This window comes from Burkholderia lata (assembly GCF_902499335.1).
GTDB lineage: Bacteria > Pseudomonadota > Gammaproteobacteria > Burkholderiales > Burkholderiaceae > Burkholderia > Burkholderia lata_B.
This window is the reverse complement of sequence record NZ_CABVQK010000007.1, coordinates 321,517-337,247: the sequence shown is the minus strand read 5'-3', so window position 1 is coordinate 337,247 and position 15,731 is coordinate 321,517. Positions and strand designations below refer to the sequence as shown.

Here is a 15,731-nt window from a genome sequence, read left to right as displayed (position 1 = left end):
ATGTTACGTCAACGCGCCGTCCAACGACATCAGGAGACAACCCCAATGCGCAATCTCAACGAAGACACCATCACGCAGGCCGTGATCGCGTCGCTCGCCGGCTGTCGCGACGAGCGGTTGCGCACGGTCATGACCAGTCTCGTCCAGCACCTGCATTCGTTTGCGCGGGAGACCCGGCTCACCGAGGCCGAATGGCAAACCGCGATCGGCTTCCTGACCGCCGTCGGCCACATCACCGACGACAAGCGCCAGGAATTCATCCTGCTGTCCGACGTGCTCGGGCTGTCGACCCTCGTCACCGCGCAGAACCATGCGAAGCCGGCCGGCTGCACGGAGGCGACCGTATTCGGCCCGTTCTACGTCGAAGGCAGCCACGACTTCGGGATGTTCGACGACATCGCGAACGGCGCATGCGGCGAGCCCTGCTTCGTGTCGGGCCACGTGCGCGGCATCGACGGCATGCCGATCGCGCACGCATCGCTGGAAGTCTGGCAAGCCGACGAGGACGGCCACTACGACGTGCAGCTACCGGCCGACGACGGCTCGGTCACGCACCGCGCGCGCGGCCGGCTGCGCACCGGCGCCGACGGCCGCTACGCGTTCCGCTCGATCCTTGCCGAGCCGTATCCGATTCCGCACGACGGCCCCGTCGGCGCGATGCTCGACGCGCTCGGCCGTCATCCGTGGCGCCCCGCGCACCTGCACTTCATGATCGAGGCGCGCGGCTACGAAACGCTGATCACGCACGTGTTCCGCGACGGCGACCGCTATCTCGACTCCGATGCGGTGTTCGGCGTACGGTCGACCCTCGTCGCCGACTGGGTCCGGCACGCGCCCGGTATCGCGCCGGACGGATCGCGCATGGACACGCCGTTCTACACGCTCGATTACGACTTCGTGCTCAATCCCGCGGAGCGCGCCGCATGATCCGCCACGTCGTGATGTGGAACGTCGCAGGCGCGACCGAACCCGAGCGCGCGATCGCACGCACCACCGTCAAGACCGCCTTCGAAAGCCTGCGCGGCCGGATTCCGGGCATGACGCACCTCGAGGTCGGCGCGGATTTCAGCGCGGCCGATTACGCATGCGACCTGATTCTCGTTGCGGAATTCGAGTCGCGCGAAGCACTCGACGGATATGCAACGCATCCTGAACACGCTCGCGTACGCGACGCACTGACGGGCCTGCGCATTTCGCGCCATCAGGTCGACTACGCAACGGAGTAACGACGCCATGAACTTCATCTACCAGGCACGCCCCGCACGCGTGATCTTCGGCGCGGGCAGCCTCGAGCATCTCGAACGCGAAGTGCTGGAACTGGGCGCCCAACGCGCGATCGTGCTCTGCACGCCGGAGCAGCGCGATCTCGCGCAACGCATCGTCGAGCGGCTCGGTGCGCGCGCGGCCGGACTCTACGATCGCGCGACGATGCACGTGCCGATCGAGATCGCCCGCGATGCGCAGGCGTTCGCCAGGTCGTGCGACGCGGATTGCGCGATCGCGATCGGCGGCGGCTCGACGATCGGCCTCGGCAAGGCGATCGCGCTCGAAAGCAGCCTGCCGATCCTCGCGATACCGACGACGTACGCCGGCAGCGAAATGACGCCGATCTACGGCCTGACCGAAGGCGGCATCAAGCGCACGGGCTCCGATGCGCGCGTATTGCCGAAGACGGTGATCTACGATCCCGCGCTCACCGTCACGCTCCCCGTCGAGCTGTCCGTGACGAGCGGCCTCAATGCGATCGCGCACGCGGCAGAGGGCCTCTACGCGAACAACGCGAATCCGGTGATGAGCCTCGTTGCCGAAGAAGGCATTCGCGCGCTGGCACGCGGCCTGCCCGGCGTACGGCGCAACCCCGCCGATCTCGGCGCACGCAGCGACGCGCTCTATGGCGCGTGGCTATGCGGGATGGTACTCGGCAACGTCGGCATGGCGCTGCACCACAAGCTCTGTCACACGCTCGGCGGCAGCTTCAACCTGCCGCACGCGCCGACCCACACGGTCGTGCTTCCGCATGCGCTCGCGTACAACGCCGCGCACGCGCCGGACGCGATGCAGCGGATCGCCCGCGCGATCGGCACGAACGACGCCGTGCGCGGCCTCTACGCCCTGGCGCTCGACAACGGCGCGCCGGTTTCGTTGAAGGCGATCGGCATGCAGGAAGCCGACCTCGATCGCGCAGCCGATCTCGCGGCCGCCAATCCGTACTGGAACCCGCGCCCGATCGAACGCGACGGCCTGCGCGCGCTGCTGCAGGACGCCTTCGACGGCAACCTGCCCGGCTCGACCGCGCGCTGATCCGAATACACGACACACCAACAAACGACACCGTCATGGAGACACCCCGCATGAATACCGAATCGAGCGCGCACGGCGACAGCACCGTCGAACACTGTGACGTCGCCATCGTCGGCTACGGCCCGACCGGCCTCGTCGCCGCATCGATGCTGGGCCGGGCCGGCCATCGCGTGATCGTCCTCGAACGCTGGCCGACGCCCTACGGCCTGCCGCGCCTCACGCATATCGACGGCGAAACCGCGCGCATCGTGCAGGCCAGCGCCGACGTCGATCACGCGCTGCGCCACGCGAAGGCCGTCGATACCTACCACTACCGCGATGCGAACGGCGACCTGCTGCTCGAACTGAACTGGACCGGCCGCGCATGCGGCTATCCCGCGCACATCTCGATCTACCAGCCCGACATCGAGGACGCGATCGACGCGCGCGCCAGTACCTTCAAGAACGTGACGATCCTGCGCGGCTGGGAAGTCGACACGCTGCTGCAGGACGACGACGGCGTGACGCTGACCGCGCATCCGTCACGCGGCAGCCAGGACGCGCAATGGACCGGCAAACCGCGCGCCATTCGCGCCCGCTACGTGATCGGCGCCGACGGCGCGAACAGCTTCGTCCGCCGCACGCTCGGCATCGAACGATCCGATTTCGGCTACAACGAGCGCTGGCTCAATCTCGATTCGGAGAACAAGCGCGATCTCGGCGAAGGCTGCGCGCGCACGACGATCTACTGCGATCCGGCGCGCGCGTACATGCACATGCCGATCGGCACGAAGCGCACGCGTTTCGAGCTGCGCGTGCTGCCGGACGAATCGACCGCCGAATGGGAAACGGAAGAAGCCGGATGGAAGTGGCTCAACGACCACTACGGCTACGGCCCGGACGACCTGAAGCTGCTGCGCCACGTCGTCTACACGTTCGAGACGCGCATGGCCGAGCGCTGGCGCGCCGGCCGCGTGCTGCTCGCGGGCGATGCGGCACACACGATGATGCCGTACATGGGACAAGGTGCGTGCTCCGGCATGCGCGACGGCATCAACCTCGCGTGGAAGCTCGACCTGGTGCTGACCGGGCGCGCATCCGCCGACCTGCTCGACACGTTTGAAGCGGAGCGTCGCCCGCACGTGACCGCGATCACGCAAATGTCGCTGTTTCTCGGGCAGGTCGTCAACGAGGACGATCCGCGCAAGGTCGCCGAGCGCGACGCGGCGTTCCGCTCGGGCAACATGCCGCCGATGCCGCCGTTCCCGAAGATCGATCACGGCATCGTGCACGACGAAGCCGACGGCACGCGCCTGCCCGCGACCGGCACGCCCGCGCCGCAGGGACGCGTTCGCCGTGGCGCAGCCGAGGGCCGTTTCGACGACGTGGTCGGCCGGGGATTCCAGCTCGTTGCGCGCGAACACCCTTCCCGCTACCTCGACGACGCGCAGCGTGCGTTCCTCGCTCGGCTCGGCTGTCACGTGGCCGTGCTGTCCGACGACGTGAGCGCACCGGATGCCGTGGTCGATCTCGACGGCGAGCAACAGGCGTTCATGCATGCGCACGGGATCGGCGCGTATATCGCGCGGCCCGACTTCATCGTGTTCGGGTCGGTCGCCGATCTGCGCGACCTCGGCACGCTCGTCGATGCCCTCCGCGACAAACTGCACTGGTCCGCCGCGTCGACCGAGCCGCCCGCGGCTTCGGCGGCCGTCACCCACGCATCGTGAAGGAGACACACGCATGACGACCGAACTGTCACCGTTCGCGCTGTCCCTGCAACGCGCGATGCCTGTCACGCGCTTGCTCGACTGCGGGATGGACTATGCCGATGCAATGGCGCTGCACGCGCGCACCTCCGCAGGCGAACCGTGGGACGTCGCCGCCGAAGCGCTGGCCGACGCGCAACTCTCGCGCGCCGCGCAGGCGGCGGACGCCGGCCACCTGGTCACGGCCGCCGACGCGCAGGCGATGGCCATCGCGAACCTGCTGTTCGCGCAGATGGCGTTCAACCACGACGTGCCGCGCAAGCGCGCGCTCTATGCGCGGCTCGTCGACGCGTCGCACGGCCTCGCGCGCTGGTCCGACAAGCGCATCGAACGCGTCGAAGTGCCGTTCGGCGATGCGCGCCTGATCGGCTGGCTGGTCCGGCCGCCGGCCGAACGCGTACGCGGCACCGTCATACTCTTCGGCGGCCAGAGCGGCTGGGGCTTCGCGTACTGGCCGATCGCGCGCGCGCTCGCGGCGCGCGGCCTCGCCACGCTGCTCGCCGAAGGGCCGGGCCAGGGCGAGACGCGGCTCGAACAACTGATCTTCGTCGACGTCGACATGAGTGCCGCGTACCGGCGCTTCGTCGATGCTGTCGCCGACCGCGCGCCCGGGCCGATCGGCATCTGGGGAAACAGCATCGGCGGGTTGTGGGCCGCTTCGACCGCTGCGAGCGACCGACGGATCGCCGCCTGCTGCGTGAACGGCGCACTCGCGGCGCCGACGCTGCTGCCGTTCCGCACGTTCGTCGAACAGGCTGCGGCCATGCTCGGCAACGACGATCCCGATGCGGTCGCGGCGAACTTCGCGCGGATGAGCTTCTCGTCCGAACGCGACCGCATCGCGTGTCCGCTGCTGGTGCTGCACGGCGGCGAAGACCCGCTGATCCGGCTCGACGACCAGCAGCCGTTTCTCGATGCGGCGACGTCCGGCGATGCGACGCTCAGGGTCTGGCCGGATGGCGAGCACACGATCTACAACCACGCGTCCGAGCGAACCGCGTTCGTCTGCGACTGGTTCGTCGAGCGCTTCGCGCAGGCTGCGGCTGCATGATCACGCACGCGGTGTCGACCGTGCGGATGGTCGACACCGCGTGCGGCATTACGACTTCGCGCCGCCGTTCTCCACCACGCCGTCGATTTCCGCGCGCGTGAAGCCGTACTTCGCCATCCGCTCGCGATGATCGGCCGAGCCGAGATACGCGCGCAGCTTCGCGTTCACGGCCTGCACGAGCGCATCGCTGTTCCGGCTGAACGAAAATCCGCCAACGGGCGCGGCCACACCCGCACCCCGCTCATGCGAGACGGCCTCCAGCCTCTCGTCCGTGTCAGCGACCGCGCGGGCGCCGATCGCGGTGCTCGCGAACGCGTCGACCTGCCCTGCAAGCAACGCAGCCACTGCGTCGGGCTGATCCTTGAAAATGACGATCTGGCCGTCGCGCACACCGGCCGCCTTGGCCGAATCGATCTGCACCTGGTCGGTCACGCACGCCAGCCGCGCGTCGCTGCGAGCCGCGATGGCCGCATAGCTCGTCAACTGCATCGGATTGCCGGCCTGCAGCACGAATCCGTCGCCGATCGCCCATACCGGAACGCTGAACGTCACGTGCCGCGCGCGTTCGGCCGTCACGAAGATCGGCACGTTCATGTCCCAGCGCCCGGCCTGTACGCCCGGCAGCAGCGCCTCGAACGACGTCGGGTGATATTCGATTTCCGTCACGCCGATCGCGCGCAGCACCACCTCGGCCACCTCGATATCCGCGCCGGTCACGGTACCGTCTTCTGACGTCCAGTAGAACGGCGGCTCCTCGATGTACGCAATCCTCACCTTCATGGTGTCACTCCTGACGTTCAATGATGTTCGTCGCGCCCAGACGCCGGGCACCCGATTCATGCAACCGCTGCATCCATCGCCCGGGACAGCGCCATCAATGCAGGCGGCAGTCGCTCCAGCGGAAGATAACCGAACCCGAGCCTGAAAACGCGGCTGCTTTCGCCGAACCACGTGCCTGATGCGAGCTGCACGTCGTGATCCGGCAACTTCTGCCAGAAGCGCGACACGGCCTGATCGTCGAAAGCATCCTGACGCAACCGCACGCAGCACAGTGCGCCCGCGTCTGGCCGCACCCACTCGACCCGTTCACGCTCACGTCCGCACCAGCCCGACACGATATCGAGCGCGCCCGCCAGCAGCCGGCGCCGGGGCGCAAGCACGTGCTCGCGATGGCGCAGCACGGTCGCCGCCAGCGTCTCGTCGAGCACCGAGCCCGAGATGACGGTATTCAGCTTCGCGACGAGCAGGCGCGCCCGAAGCCCCGCGTCGGCGACCGTGAGCCACCCTGTCCGCAGCCCGGGTGCACCCAGCGCTTTCGACACCGACGAGCCCGTGACGATGCGTGGATCGGCACCCGCGAAACTGGCTGCCACGGCGGCATCGCCATAGGTCGCTTCACGATAGGTCTCGTCGATGAACAGTATCGCGTCCGGGCACCGTTGCGCCATCAACGCCAGCAATGCATCGATCTCGGCGCGCGATGCCTGCACGCCGCCCGGATTCTGCGGGGACGCGATGCTGACCAGCCGCGTCTTCGACGACAGGCTCGCGTCGAACTGCGCGAGGTCCAGCCGGTAGCCGTTTTCGAACGACAGCCGCACTTCACGCACCGTTGCGCCGGCGCCGACCAGACAGTCGCGGCTCGGCGGAAAGCACGGCGTCGCGAGCACGGCCTCGTCGCCGGGCCGGCACACTTCATAGGCCAGCAGAAACAACCCGAGCGCGGTGCCTTGCGTCGTCACGATCTGCTCGGCCGGCACATCGCAGGTGTCGGCAATCGCATCGCGCAGCACGGCAGCACCTGCCGACTGGCTGTAGCCGAGTTTCAGGTGACGGACCGCTTCGACGCCGGCCAGATCCAGCAGCTCGCCGACCGTCAGGTCCTGCGACGTACTCTCCGCCAGGTTGAAGGTCCGGTTGACATCGAGCAGCGAGATGATTTCGTTGTACGGAAACCGTCCGCGCCACTCGCCGGAATGCGCGTGTGTCGTGTGCATGGGCAAGCCTCGCTTGGGCCGATCGATGGATCGGAACAGCGCCATCGTAGCGCTCGCACAAAAACCATAACAGCCACAATTTTCCATCGAACGGACCGACACAATTATGCGTGGCGAGATCGTGTCGTACGGTCGATAATCGGGCACTCCCCTGCCGCTGGTGCCCCATGGAAACGCAGACGTCATTCCGCTACAGGCAACTGGCCGACCTCATCGTCGGCATGATCGAGAACGGTACGCTGGCGCCGGGCACCCGGCTGCCGTCCGTACGTACCATCAGCGAGCAGCAGCGCATCAGCGTCTCCACCGCGCTGCAGGCATACCGTCAGCTGGAAGATCGCGGCGTGCTCGTCTCGCGACCGCAGTCGGGCTTCTATGTCGCGGCCGCTCGCGGCGGCACGCTTGCATTGCCGAGCGCATCGCGCTCGCGCGCAAAAGCATCGACAGTGTCGATCAGTGGCGCGGTCGCCGCGATGCTCGAACATGCTGCCAACTCGGCGCTCGTGCCGCTCGGATGTGCGGTGCCCGATCCGGCGCTGCTGCAATCGAAGCGGCTCGACCTTGCCCTCGCGCGTGCGGCCCGCCAGCACGGCACGCGCTACAACGTCTATTGCGCGCCCTACGGCGAGCCTGCTCTGCGCCGCGAAATCGCGCGGCGGGCCATGCGCTTCGGGCACCCGCTGTCCGCCGACGACATCCTCGTCACGAACGGCTGCACCGAGGCGTTGACGCTCGCGCTGAATGCCGTGGCAACGCGCGGCGATACGATCGCGGTGGAATCGCCGACCTACTTCGGTCTGCTTCACACGCTGGAGGCACTGGGACTGAAGGCGCTGGAGTTGCCGACCGACCCGCTGCGCGGCGTCGACGTCGGCATGCTCGAGCGGCGTCTCGAATCGGAATCGATCGCTGCGTGCGTGCTGTCGTCGAGCTTCGGCAATCCGCTCGGCTGCGCGATGACCGAGAATGACAAACGGGCGCTGCTTGCGCTGCTCGCGCGCCATCGGGTGCCGCTGATCGAAGACGACGTCTACGGCGACATCCATTTCGGTCGGGATCGGCCGAGGCCGTTCAGCGCACTCGGCAGCGGTGCCGACACGATCTACTGCAGTTCGTTCTCGAAGAGCCTCGCCCCGGGATACCGGATCGGCTGGATCGCGGCGGGTGCGCGCACTCAGCAGGTGATGGAACGCAAGCTTGCGCTCAGCCTGTGCGGCCCCGTGTTGCTGCAGGTCGCACTGGCCGACTTCCTCGCAAGCGGTGCATACGATGCGCATTTGCGCCGCATCCGGCGCGTGTTCGAGGACAACCTGGCGCGGATGGCGCGCACGATCGAGGCCAGCTTTCCGGCCGACACGAAAGTGAGCCGGCCAGCCGGCGGTTTCGTGCTCTGGCTCGAACTGCCGAAGCGATTCGATTCACGCGCGCTGTTCGATGCCGCGCTCGAACAGGGCGTCTGCTTCGCGCCGGGCGACATCTTTTCCGCCAGCCGGCGCTTTCGCCATTGCCTGCGCCTGAGCGCAGGACACGTGTGGAACAAGAACATCGAGGACGGCGTCCGGTGCCTGGGCCAGCTCGCGCGGGCACAACTCGCGCGCTGAGTGCGCAGCGACCACCGCCCCACGATCGCCGTGCTCAGCCGCCGATCTTGAACGCGGGCAACTGCTGCGCGAGCCGCGCGCCCATTTCCGCGCCGAGCGCCTGCAGCGCATTGAACGGCCGGATCATGACCTCGAATTCGACGATCCGCCCTTCGTCGTCGAAGCGAATCATGTCGATCCCCTTTAGCGCCTTGTCGCCGACGGCCGCGCTGAATTCCAGCACCACGCTCTTGCCATCGTCGGTGACGAACTGGCGGTAATAGGTGAACTTCTCGAGGATCGTAATCACCGTGCGCAACGCCAGCAACAGCGCGGGCGCGGGCCCGTAGGGGTTGAACGCCATCGGCGAACGGAACACGGCGTCCGGATGGACGATCGATTCCAGTGCGCCAAAATCCTTGCGCTCGATCATCGCATGCCACTTATCGAGCGATTGCGCGACAGCGGGTTGAAGATGCAGCGGTGCGTTCGTCATCGAAGACTCCTGTATCGTCGGGCGGAAAAGAAACGAATCGGTCTCAAAGCTCAAAGGGTGGCGGCAAGCGTCGTGCCCTGGTGAATCGCGCGCTTCGCATCGAGTTCGGCGGCCTCGTACGCGCCACCGATCACGTGCACCTTGCGCCCGGCGGCCTCCAGTTGCTCCGCCAGTTCGCGCAACGGCTCCTGCCCCGCGCAGATCACGACGTTGTCCACCGGCAGCGTCTGTTCGACACCGTCGATCGTCACGTGGAAGCCGTCGTCGTCGATACGCCGGTAGGTCACCGACGACGACATCCCGACGCCGCGCGCCTTGAGCCCCGTGCGATGGATCCATCCGGTGGTCTTGCCGAGCCCGTCGCCGACCTTCGACGCCTTGCGCTGCAGCAGCTGGATTTGCCGCGCCGCCGGCTCCGGCCGCGCATGGCGCAGGCCGCCAGCATTCGCATATGACGGGTCGACGCCCCACTCGGCGAAGAAGCGGTCTGAGTCGACATGCTCGCAGCCCGCGCGATGAACGAGATATTCCGCGACGTCGAAACCGATGCCGCCGGCGCCGACGATCGCAACGCTGCGGCCCACGGCCTTGTCGTCGCGCAATACGTCGAGATAACCGAGCGTCTTCGCATGCGCGACGCCGTCGATCGGCGGCGTGCGCGGCACGATGCCCGTCGCGATCACGACTTCGTCGAATTCGCCTTGCAGCAGCATCTCGGCGCTCGCACGCGTATTGAGGTGGAGCGTCACACCGCGCAGTTCGATCTGCCGGCGGAAATAGCGCAGCGTCTCGTTGAATTCTTCCTTGCCGGGCACCTTCTTCGCGATGTTGAACTGGCCGCCGATCTCGGCGCCGGCTTCGTACAGCGTCACCGCATGACCGCGCTCGGCGGCCGTGACCGCGAAGCCGAGGCCCGCCGGCCCGGCGCCGACCACGGCGATCCGCTTGCGCTGCTGCGCGGGGCGAATCACGAGCTCGGTTTCATGGCACGCGCGCGGATTCACGAGACACGACGTGATCCTGCCGCTGAACGTATGGTCGAGGCACGCCTGGTTGCAGCCGATGCACGTGTTAATTTCGTCCGCACGCCCTTCCCGCGCCTTGCGGACGAACTCGGCATCGGCGAGGAACGGCCGCGCCATCGACACCATGTCGCAATAGCCGTCGGCGAGCAGTTGCTCGGCGACTTCCGGCGTATTGATCCGGTTGGTCGCGACGAGCGGGATGCCGACCTTGCCCATCAACTGCCGCGTGACCCATGCATACGCGGCACGCGGCACCTTCGTCGCGATGGTCGGAATGCGCGCCTCGTGCCAGCCGATGCCCGTATTGATGATCGTCGCACCGGCCGCCTCGATCGCCTGCGCGAGCCGGATCACCTCGTCGAGCGTCGAGCCGCCTTCGACGAGATCGAGCATCGACAGCCGGTAGATCACGATGAAGTTCGTGCCGACCTGCTCGCGCACGCGCCGCACGATCTCGACCGGGAAACGGATGCGGTTCTCGTAAGCGCCGCCCCATGCGTCGTCGCGATGGTTCGTGCGCGCGGCGATGAATTCGTTGATCAGGTAGCCCTCCGACCCCATGATCTCGACCCCGTCGTAGCCCGCATGCTGCGCGAGCGCCGCGCATCGCACGAAATCGGCGATCGTCTCGTCGACCTCATCGCCGCTCAGCGCATGCGGCGTGAACGGGTTGATCGGCGCTTTCAGTGCGCTCGGCGCAGCGAGCGCCGGATGATACGCGTAGCGCCCGAAATGCAGGATCTGCAGCGCGATCTTGCCGCCCTCCGCGTGCACCGCACGCGTCACGACACGATGACGCTCGGCTTCCGCTTCGGTCGTCAGCATCGCACCGCCCGGCGCCGGACGGCCGCGCTCGTTCGGTGCGAATCCGCCGGTGACGATCAGGCCGGCCTCGCCTCGCGCACGCTCCGCATAGAACGCCGCCATCCGCTCGAAGCCGTTCGGCGCTTCCTCGAGGCCCACGTGCATCGACCCCATCAGCACACGGTTCCTGAGCGACGTGAAGCCGAGCTCGAGCGGGGTCGTCAGATGCGGATAACGCGATGTCATGGGAAGTCTCCATTTTTATGCAACAAGTTGCGCAGATATTAGTCCACCACTTTCGTTTATGCAACCCGTTGCATAAACGCATCCCTCATCTTGTACTGCGGCCCCGATATGGCAAGATGCGGTTCATTCCGCGGCCTCCTCGATCCGACATGTCCCTGCCCCACGCACTCCTCACCGCGCTCGCCGAACGCCCCGGTTCGGGCTCCGAGCTCGCCGACCGCTTCGATCGCTCGATCGGCTATTTCTGGCAGGCGACGCATCAGCAGATCTATCGCGAGCTGGGGCGTCTCGAGGAAACGGGCTGGATCGAATCGCTGCCGGCCGAATCGGGGCGCGGCCGCAAGCGCGCGTACCGGATCCTGCCGGCCGGCAAGAAGGAGTTGCGGCGCTGGATCGCCGAACAGGAAGATCCGACGCCGCTGCGCGAAGCGTTGATGGTGCGCCTGCGCGCGGAAGCGGTGCTCGGTCCGGCCGGCCTCGAGGACGAAATCAGGCGGCGCATCGCGCTGCACCAGGAGAAGCTCGACCTGTATCTGCAGATCGAGGCGCGCGATTTTTCGGAAGACGTCGATTCGCGCACGAAGCGCCTTCAGCACCTGGTACTGCAGGCCGGCATCGCGAACGAGCGGTTCTGGGTCGAATATTCGCAGCAGGCGCTCGACGTGCTGCGCTTGCCGAAAGACTGAACGACTGACGGAGGAAATGACGATGACGCAGAAAACCGTGCTCTGCTACGGCGATTCGAACACGCATGGCACACGCCCGATGACGCGTGCCGGCGTACTGGAACGGTTTGCACACGAAGAACGCTGGACCGGCGTGCTGGCGCAAACGCTCGGCGCGAGCTGGCGGGTCATCGAGGAAGGGTTGCCCGCGCGCACGACCGTGCACGACGATCCGATCGAAGGCCGGCACAAGAACGGTTTGTCGTATCTGCGCGCGTGCATCGAAAGTCACTTGCCCGTCGATTTCGTCGTGCTGATGCTCGGGACGAACGATCTGAAGACCCGCTTCTCGGTCACACCCGCCGACATCGCGACCTCGGTCGGCGTGCTGCTTGCCGAGATCGCTGCATGCCGCGGCGGCCCCTCCGGTGCGTCACCGAAGCTCGTGCTGATGGCGCCTGCCCCGATCGTCGAGGTCGGCTTCCTCGGCGAGATCTTCGCGGGCGGCGCAGCGAAGTCGCGGCAGCTCGCGAAGCGGTACGAACAGGTGGCAGGCGATGCTGGTGCGCATTTTCTCGATGCCGGCGCGATCATCGAGGTGAGCCCGGTGGACGGCGTCCACTTCGCGGCCGATCAGCATCGCGCGCTCGGGCAGCGGGTCGCGGCCCTTCTGCAGCAGATCGCGTAACGCGCCCGAGCGCCGAAGCGCAGCCGCGCGGCGTATGCCGGAACGCGGCGCGCCACGCACGGAAAGCCGCTCAGGCGTCCGGCAGGATCACCACCTTCCCCTTCACCTGCCGGTTCGCCATCCGCGCGATCGCATCGGCCGCGCCGGCGAGCGACACGCGCTCGGTGATCGCGGGTCGCACCTTGCCGGCCGCGAACCATTCGGCAAGCAGGCGCATGTTCGCGACATGCTGCTTCGGATCGCGGCGCACCGCATCGCCCCAGAACACGCCGAGAATGTCGCGCTCCTTGAGCAGCGCCAGGTTCAGCGCGATCTTCGGGATCTCTCCGGCCGCGAAACCGACCACGAGGAACCGGCCATGCCACGCGGTCGCGCGCAGCGCCGCCTCGCTGTACGCGCCGCCCACCGGATCGTAGACGACGTCCGCACCGCGCCCGCCCGTCAATTCGTCCACACGGCGGCGCAGGTCTTCGGTCGCATAGTCGATCGTCTCGTCGGCGCCCGCTTCGCGACACAGTGCCAGCTTGTCCGCACTCGATGCCGCCGCGATCACGCGCGCGCCGAGCGCCTTCGCGATCTCGATCGCGGCGAGCCCGACGCCGCCCGCCGCGCCCAGCACGAGCAACGTCTCGCCCTGTTGCAGCCGCGCACGCTGCTGCAATGCGTGCAGCGACGTGCCGTACGCGAGCACGAGCGCCGCGCCCTGCTCGAATGTCATGCCCGGCGGCAGCGCGGCAATCTGGTGCACGTCGGCCACGCACTGCTGCGCGAACCCGCCGTGCCCGGTAAACGCGACCACCGAATCGCCCGGCCGCCACGCGGTCACGCCCTCGCCCACCGCGTCGATCACGCCGGCAAATTCCGCGCCCGGCGAAAACGGCAGTGCCGGCTTCACCTGGTACAACCCCTGGACGATCAGCGCGTCGGGGAAATTGAGCGACGCGGCCTTCACCTGAACCCGGACCTGGCCCGCGGCCGGTTCGGGAATCGCCACGTCCTCGATGCGCAAACTGTCGATCGGGCCGAATGCGGTACACAACAGTGCTTTCATGTTCGTCTCTCTCCTTGTGCGGCGTGGCCGCGCATCGAGTCATCCTGCGGGGCACGCCCGCACGGCCGGTTCACGACGAATACGCAACAGCCGACGGCATCGGCCTCCGCGGCATCGTCTGCGTTCCGGAATGTCGGTGAAGCAATGATCAGAACCACGCGTCGCGCATGTCGAGCGTCGTCGTGTCGACGCTCGCGAGCAGATCGAGCTGCGCATCCACTTTCGGCAATTCCCAGTTGAAAAAATAGCGGGCCGCCGCACGCTTGCCGTCGTGGAAATCATCAGCTTTCCCGTGCGCGGCTAGCGTCACGTCGAGCCACAGCCACGCAACAACGAGATGGCCGAACGCTTCCAGATAGACGCTCGCGTTCGCGAGCCGCGCCTGCGTATCGCCGATCGCGCCGAGTTGCCGTGTGACCTCGACCAGCCGCGCCCAGCGCTGCGCCAGCGCATCGGCGTGCTCGCGCAGGCCGGCATCGAGCGTCCGCGCACGTTCAACGGTCGAGCCGATTCGTGCGTCCAGTGCGCGCAGCGATGCGCCATCGTCCTGTGCGACCTTGCGGCCCAGCAGGTCGAGCGCCTGAATCCCGTGCGTGCCTTCATGAATCGGATTGAGCCGATTGTCGCGATAGAGCCGCTCGACCGCGTAATCGCGCGTATAGCCATAGCCGCCGTGCACCTGGATCGCGAGGTCGTTCGCAGCGAGACACCACTGCGACGGCCAGCTTTTCGCGATCGGCGTCAGGATGTCGAGCAGGCGCGCGGCATCGGCGCGCACCTCCGCGTCGTCGTTCGCGCGCGCTTCGTCGACCCGCTTCGCGCAGTACAGGATCAGCGCGAGACCGCCTTCAACATAGGCCTTCTGTGCGAGCAGCATGCGCCGCACGTCCGGATGCGCGACGATCGGCGCCTGCGGTGCGGCGGCATCCTTGCCGGCCGGCCCGAGCGGGCGCCCTTGCGGCCGGTTCCGCGCGTAATCGAGCGCGTGCAGGTAACCCGTGTAGCCGAGCGCCACCGCGCCCGCGCCGACACCGATGCGCGCCTCGTTCATCATGTGGAACATGTATGCGAGGCCGTGGTTCGGCTGGCCCACCAGATAGCCGATCGCGCCTGCCCGCCCTTCCGGGCGGTAGCGCGTGCCTTCGCCGAAGTTCAGCAGGCAGTTGGTGGTGCCGCGGTAGCCCATCTTGTGGTTCAGCCCGGCGAGCACCACGTCGTTGTGCTCGCCCTGCACCGTGCCGTCGTTGCCTTGCAAGTACTTCGGCACGATGAACAGCGAGATGCCGCGCGTGCCGGGCAGCAACCGGCCGTGTTCGTCGGGAATCTTCGCGAGCACCAGGTGGACGATGTTCTCCGTCAGCTCGTGTTCGCCGCCCGAGATCCACATCTTGTTGCCGGTTAGCCGGTAGCGCGGGCCAAGCGGCGAGTCGCCCTCGAAATCCGCACGCGTCACGATGTCCGACAGTGACGAACCGGCTTGCGGCTCGGACAGGCACATGGTGCCGAGGTAGCGCCCTTCCAGTTCCGGGCGAACGAACGCGTCGATCTGCGCGGGGCTGCCGTGCGCGACGAGCAGGTTCGCGTTGGCGACGGTCAGGAACGGATAGGCGGCCGTTGCGATGTTCGCGGCCTGGAAGAACAGGAACGACGCGGCTTCGACCAGCTTCGGCAAGCGCATGCCGCCGAGCGCTTCGTCGTGGCCCGCAGCGATCAGCCCGGCGTCCGCGAAGGCGCGCACGGCCGGTTCGACTTCCGGGATCAGCGTCACGCGCTCGCCGTCGAACTGCGGCTCCTCGCGATCGCCACGCGCCGCATGCGGCGCGAACAGGTCTTCCGCAATCCGCTCGCTGGTGTCGAGCACCGCGTCGAACGTCTCGCGACTGTGCTCGGCGTAACGCGGCAGCGCGACGAGCGCTTCCGCGTCGAGCCAGTCATACAGCAGGAACGCGAGATCGCGTCGCGACATCAACAAGCTCATCGTGCTGCCTCCCAGGTGCCGGCTTCGTCAGCCGAATAAAGGGTTCCGTGACTGCGCGTGCTGGCAGGAATTTAGCACGGTCGTTCGCAAACGACAACGAC

At 67.3% G+C, this 15,731-nt stretch carries 14 protein-coding genes; 8 read left to right on the top strand and 6 right to left on the bottom strand.

Going from position 1 to position 15,731, the window contains the following annotated elements; all coding sequences use genetic code 11:
• Nucleotides 1-45: 45 nt before the first annotated feature.
• The 5 genes from BCO18175_RS19600 to BCO18175_RS19580 are packed head-to-tail and all read left to right on the top strand — an operon-like array spanning nucleotide 46 to nucleotide 5,100.
• Nucleotides 46-927, top strand: a complete 882-nt coding sequence (locus tag BCO18175_RS19600; protein ID WP_174983299.1) for an intradiol ring-cleavage dioxygenase — start codon at nucleotides 46-48, stop codon at nucleotides 925-927.
• Nucleotides 924-1,226 carry a Dabb family protein gene (locus tag BCO18175_RS19595; protein WP_174983297.1) on the top strand — a complete coding sequence of 101 codons (303 nt, stop codon included), beginning with the start codon at nucleotides 924-926 and terminating at the stop codon, nucleotides 1,224-1,226. Before BCO18175_RS19600 ends, BCO18175_RS19595 begins: the two co-directional genes overlap by 4 nt.
• Before the next feature lie 7 nt (nucleotides 1,227-1,233).
• Nucleotides 1,234-2,301 (top strand): maleylacetate reductase, encoded by a 1,068-nt coding sequence (locus tag BCO18175_RS19590; RefSeq protein WP_174983295.1) that lies wholly within the window; start codon nucleotides 1,234-1,236, stop codon nucleotides 2,299-2,301.
• Nucleotides 2,302-2,351: 50 nt separating this feature from the next.
• A complete protein-coding gene (gene mhpA / locus BCO18175_RS19585) occupies nucleotides 2,352-4,010 on the top strand; it encodes a bifunctional 3-(3-hydroxy-phenyl)propionate/3-hydroxycinnamic acid hydroxylase MhpA (RefSeq protein WP_174983293.1) in 1,659 nt (552 codons plus the stop codon).
• 13 nt (nucleotides 4,011-4,023) lie between these two features.
• The gene (locus tag BCO18175_RS19580) at nucleotides 4,024-5,100 is read left to right on the top strand and encodes an alpha/beta hydrolase family protein (protein WP_174983291.1); all 1,077 of its coding nucleotides are present in this window, start codon (nucleotides 4,024-4,026) and stop codon (nucleotides 5,098-5,100) included.
• A 48-nt stretch (nucleotides 5,101-5,148) separates the two neighbouring features.
• On the opposite strand, the gene BCO18175_RS19575 is transcribed toward BCO18175_RS19580, so the two are convergent.
• Nucleotides 5,149-5,880: a transporter substrate-binding domain-containing protein gene (locus tag BCO18175_RS19575; RefSeq protein WP_174983289.1), complete on the bottom strand. Its 732-nt coding sequence runs from the start codon at nucleotides 5,878-5,880 to the stop codon at nucleotides 5,149-5,151.
• 56 nt (nucleotides 5,881-5,936) lie between these two features.
• Nucleotides 5,937-7,244 carry a pyridoxal phosphate-dependent aminotransferase gene (locus tag BCO18175_RS19570; RefSeq protein WP_254608130.1) on the bottom strand — a complete coding sequence of 436 codons (1,308 nt, stop codon included), beginning with the start codon at nucleotides 7,242-7,244 and terminating at the stop codon, nucleotides 5,937-5,939.
• A gap of 20 nt (nucleotides 7,245-7,264) precedes the next feature.
• Here BCO18175_RS19570 and BCO18175_RS19565 point away from each other — a divergent pair, with 20 nt between their 5' ends.
• Entirely contained in the window at nucleotides 7,265-8,698 is a 1,434-nt protein-coding gene (locus tag BCO18175_RS19565; protein WP_174983288.1) for a PLP-dependent aminotransferase family protein, read from the top strand.
• A gap of 34 nt (nucleotides 8,699-8,732) precedes the next feature.
• On the opposite strand, the gene BCO18175_RS19560 is transcribed toward BCO18175_RS19565, so the two are convergent.
• Both BCO18175_RS19560 and BCO18175_RS19555 read right to left on the bottom strand, forming a co-directional pair.
• Nucleotides 8,733-9,173, bottom strand: a complete 441-nt coding sequence (locus BCO18175_RS19560; RefSeq protein WP_174983286.1) for a nuclear transport factor 2 family protein — start codon at nucleotides 9,171-9,173, stop codon at nucleotides 8,733-8,735.
• A 50-nt stretch (nucleotides 9,174-9,223) separates the two neighbouring features.
• Nucleotides 9,224-11,248, bottom strand: coding sequence for an FAD-dependent oxidoreductase (locus BCO18175_RS19555; RefSeq protein WP_174983284.1), 2,025 nt, complete (start codon nucleotides 11,246-11,248; stop codon nucleotides 9,224-9,226).
• Between the two features lie 149 nt (nucleotides 11,249-11,397).
• On the opposite strand from BCO18175_RS19555, the gene BCO18175_RS19550 reads away from it, so the two are divergent.
• Nucleotides 11,398-11,934, top strand: a complete 537-nt coding sequence (locus BCO18175_RS19550) for a PadR family transcriptional regulator (protein ID WP_174917760.1) — start codon at nucleotides 11,398-11,400, stop codon at nucleotides 11,932-11,934.
• Between the two features lie 22 nt (nucleotides 11,935-11,956).
• Nucleotides 11,957-12,601: an SGNH/GDSL hydrolase family protein gene (locus tag BCO18175_RS19545; RefSeq protein WP_174983283.1), complete on the top strand. Its 645-nt coding sequence runs from the start codon at nucleotides 11,957-11,959 to the stop codon at nucleotides 12,599-12,601.
• 70 nt (nucleotides 12,602-12,671) lie between these two features.
• On the opposite strand, the gene BCO18175_RS19540 is transcribed toward BCO18175_RS19545, so the two are convergent.
• Together BCO18175_RS19540 and BCO18175_RS19535 are read right to left on the bottom strand one after the other, a co-directional pair.
• Nucleotides 12,672-13,652 (bottom strand): NADPH:quinone oxidoreductase family protein, encoded by a 981-nt coding sequence (locus BCO18175_RS19540; protein ID WP_174983281.1) that lies wholly within the window; start codon nucleotides 13,650-13,652, stop codon nucleotides 12,672-12,674.
• A gap of 148 nt (nucleotides 13,653-13,800) precedes the next feature.
• Nucleotides 13,801-15,630: an acyl-CoA dehydrogenase gene (locus BCO18175_RS19535; protein WP_174983279.1), complete on the bottom strand. Its 1,830-nt coding sequence runs from the start codon at nucleotides 15,628-15,630 to the stop codon at nucleotides 13,801-13,803.
• Between the last annotated feature and the right edge of the window lie 101 nt (nucleotides 15,631-15,731).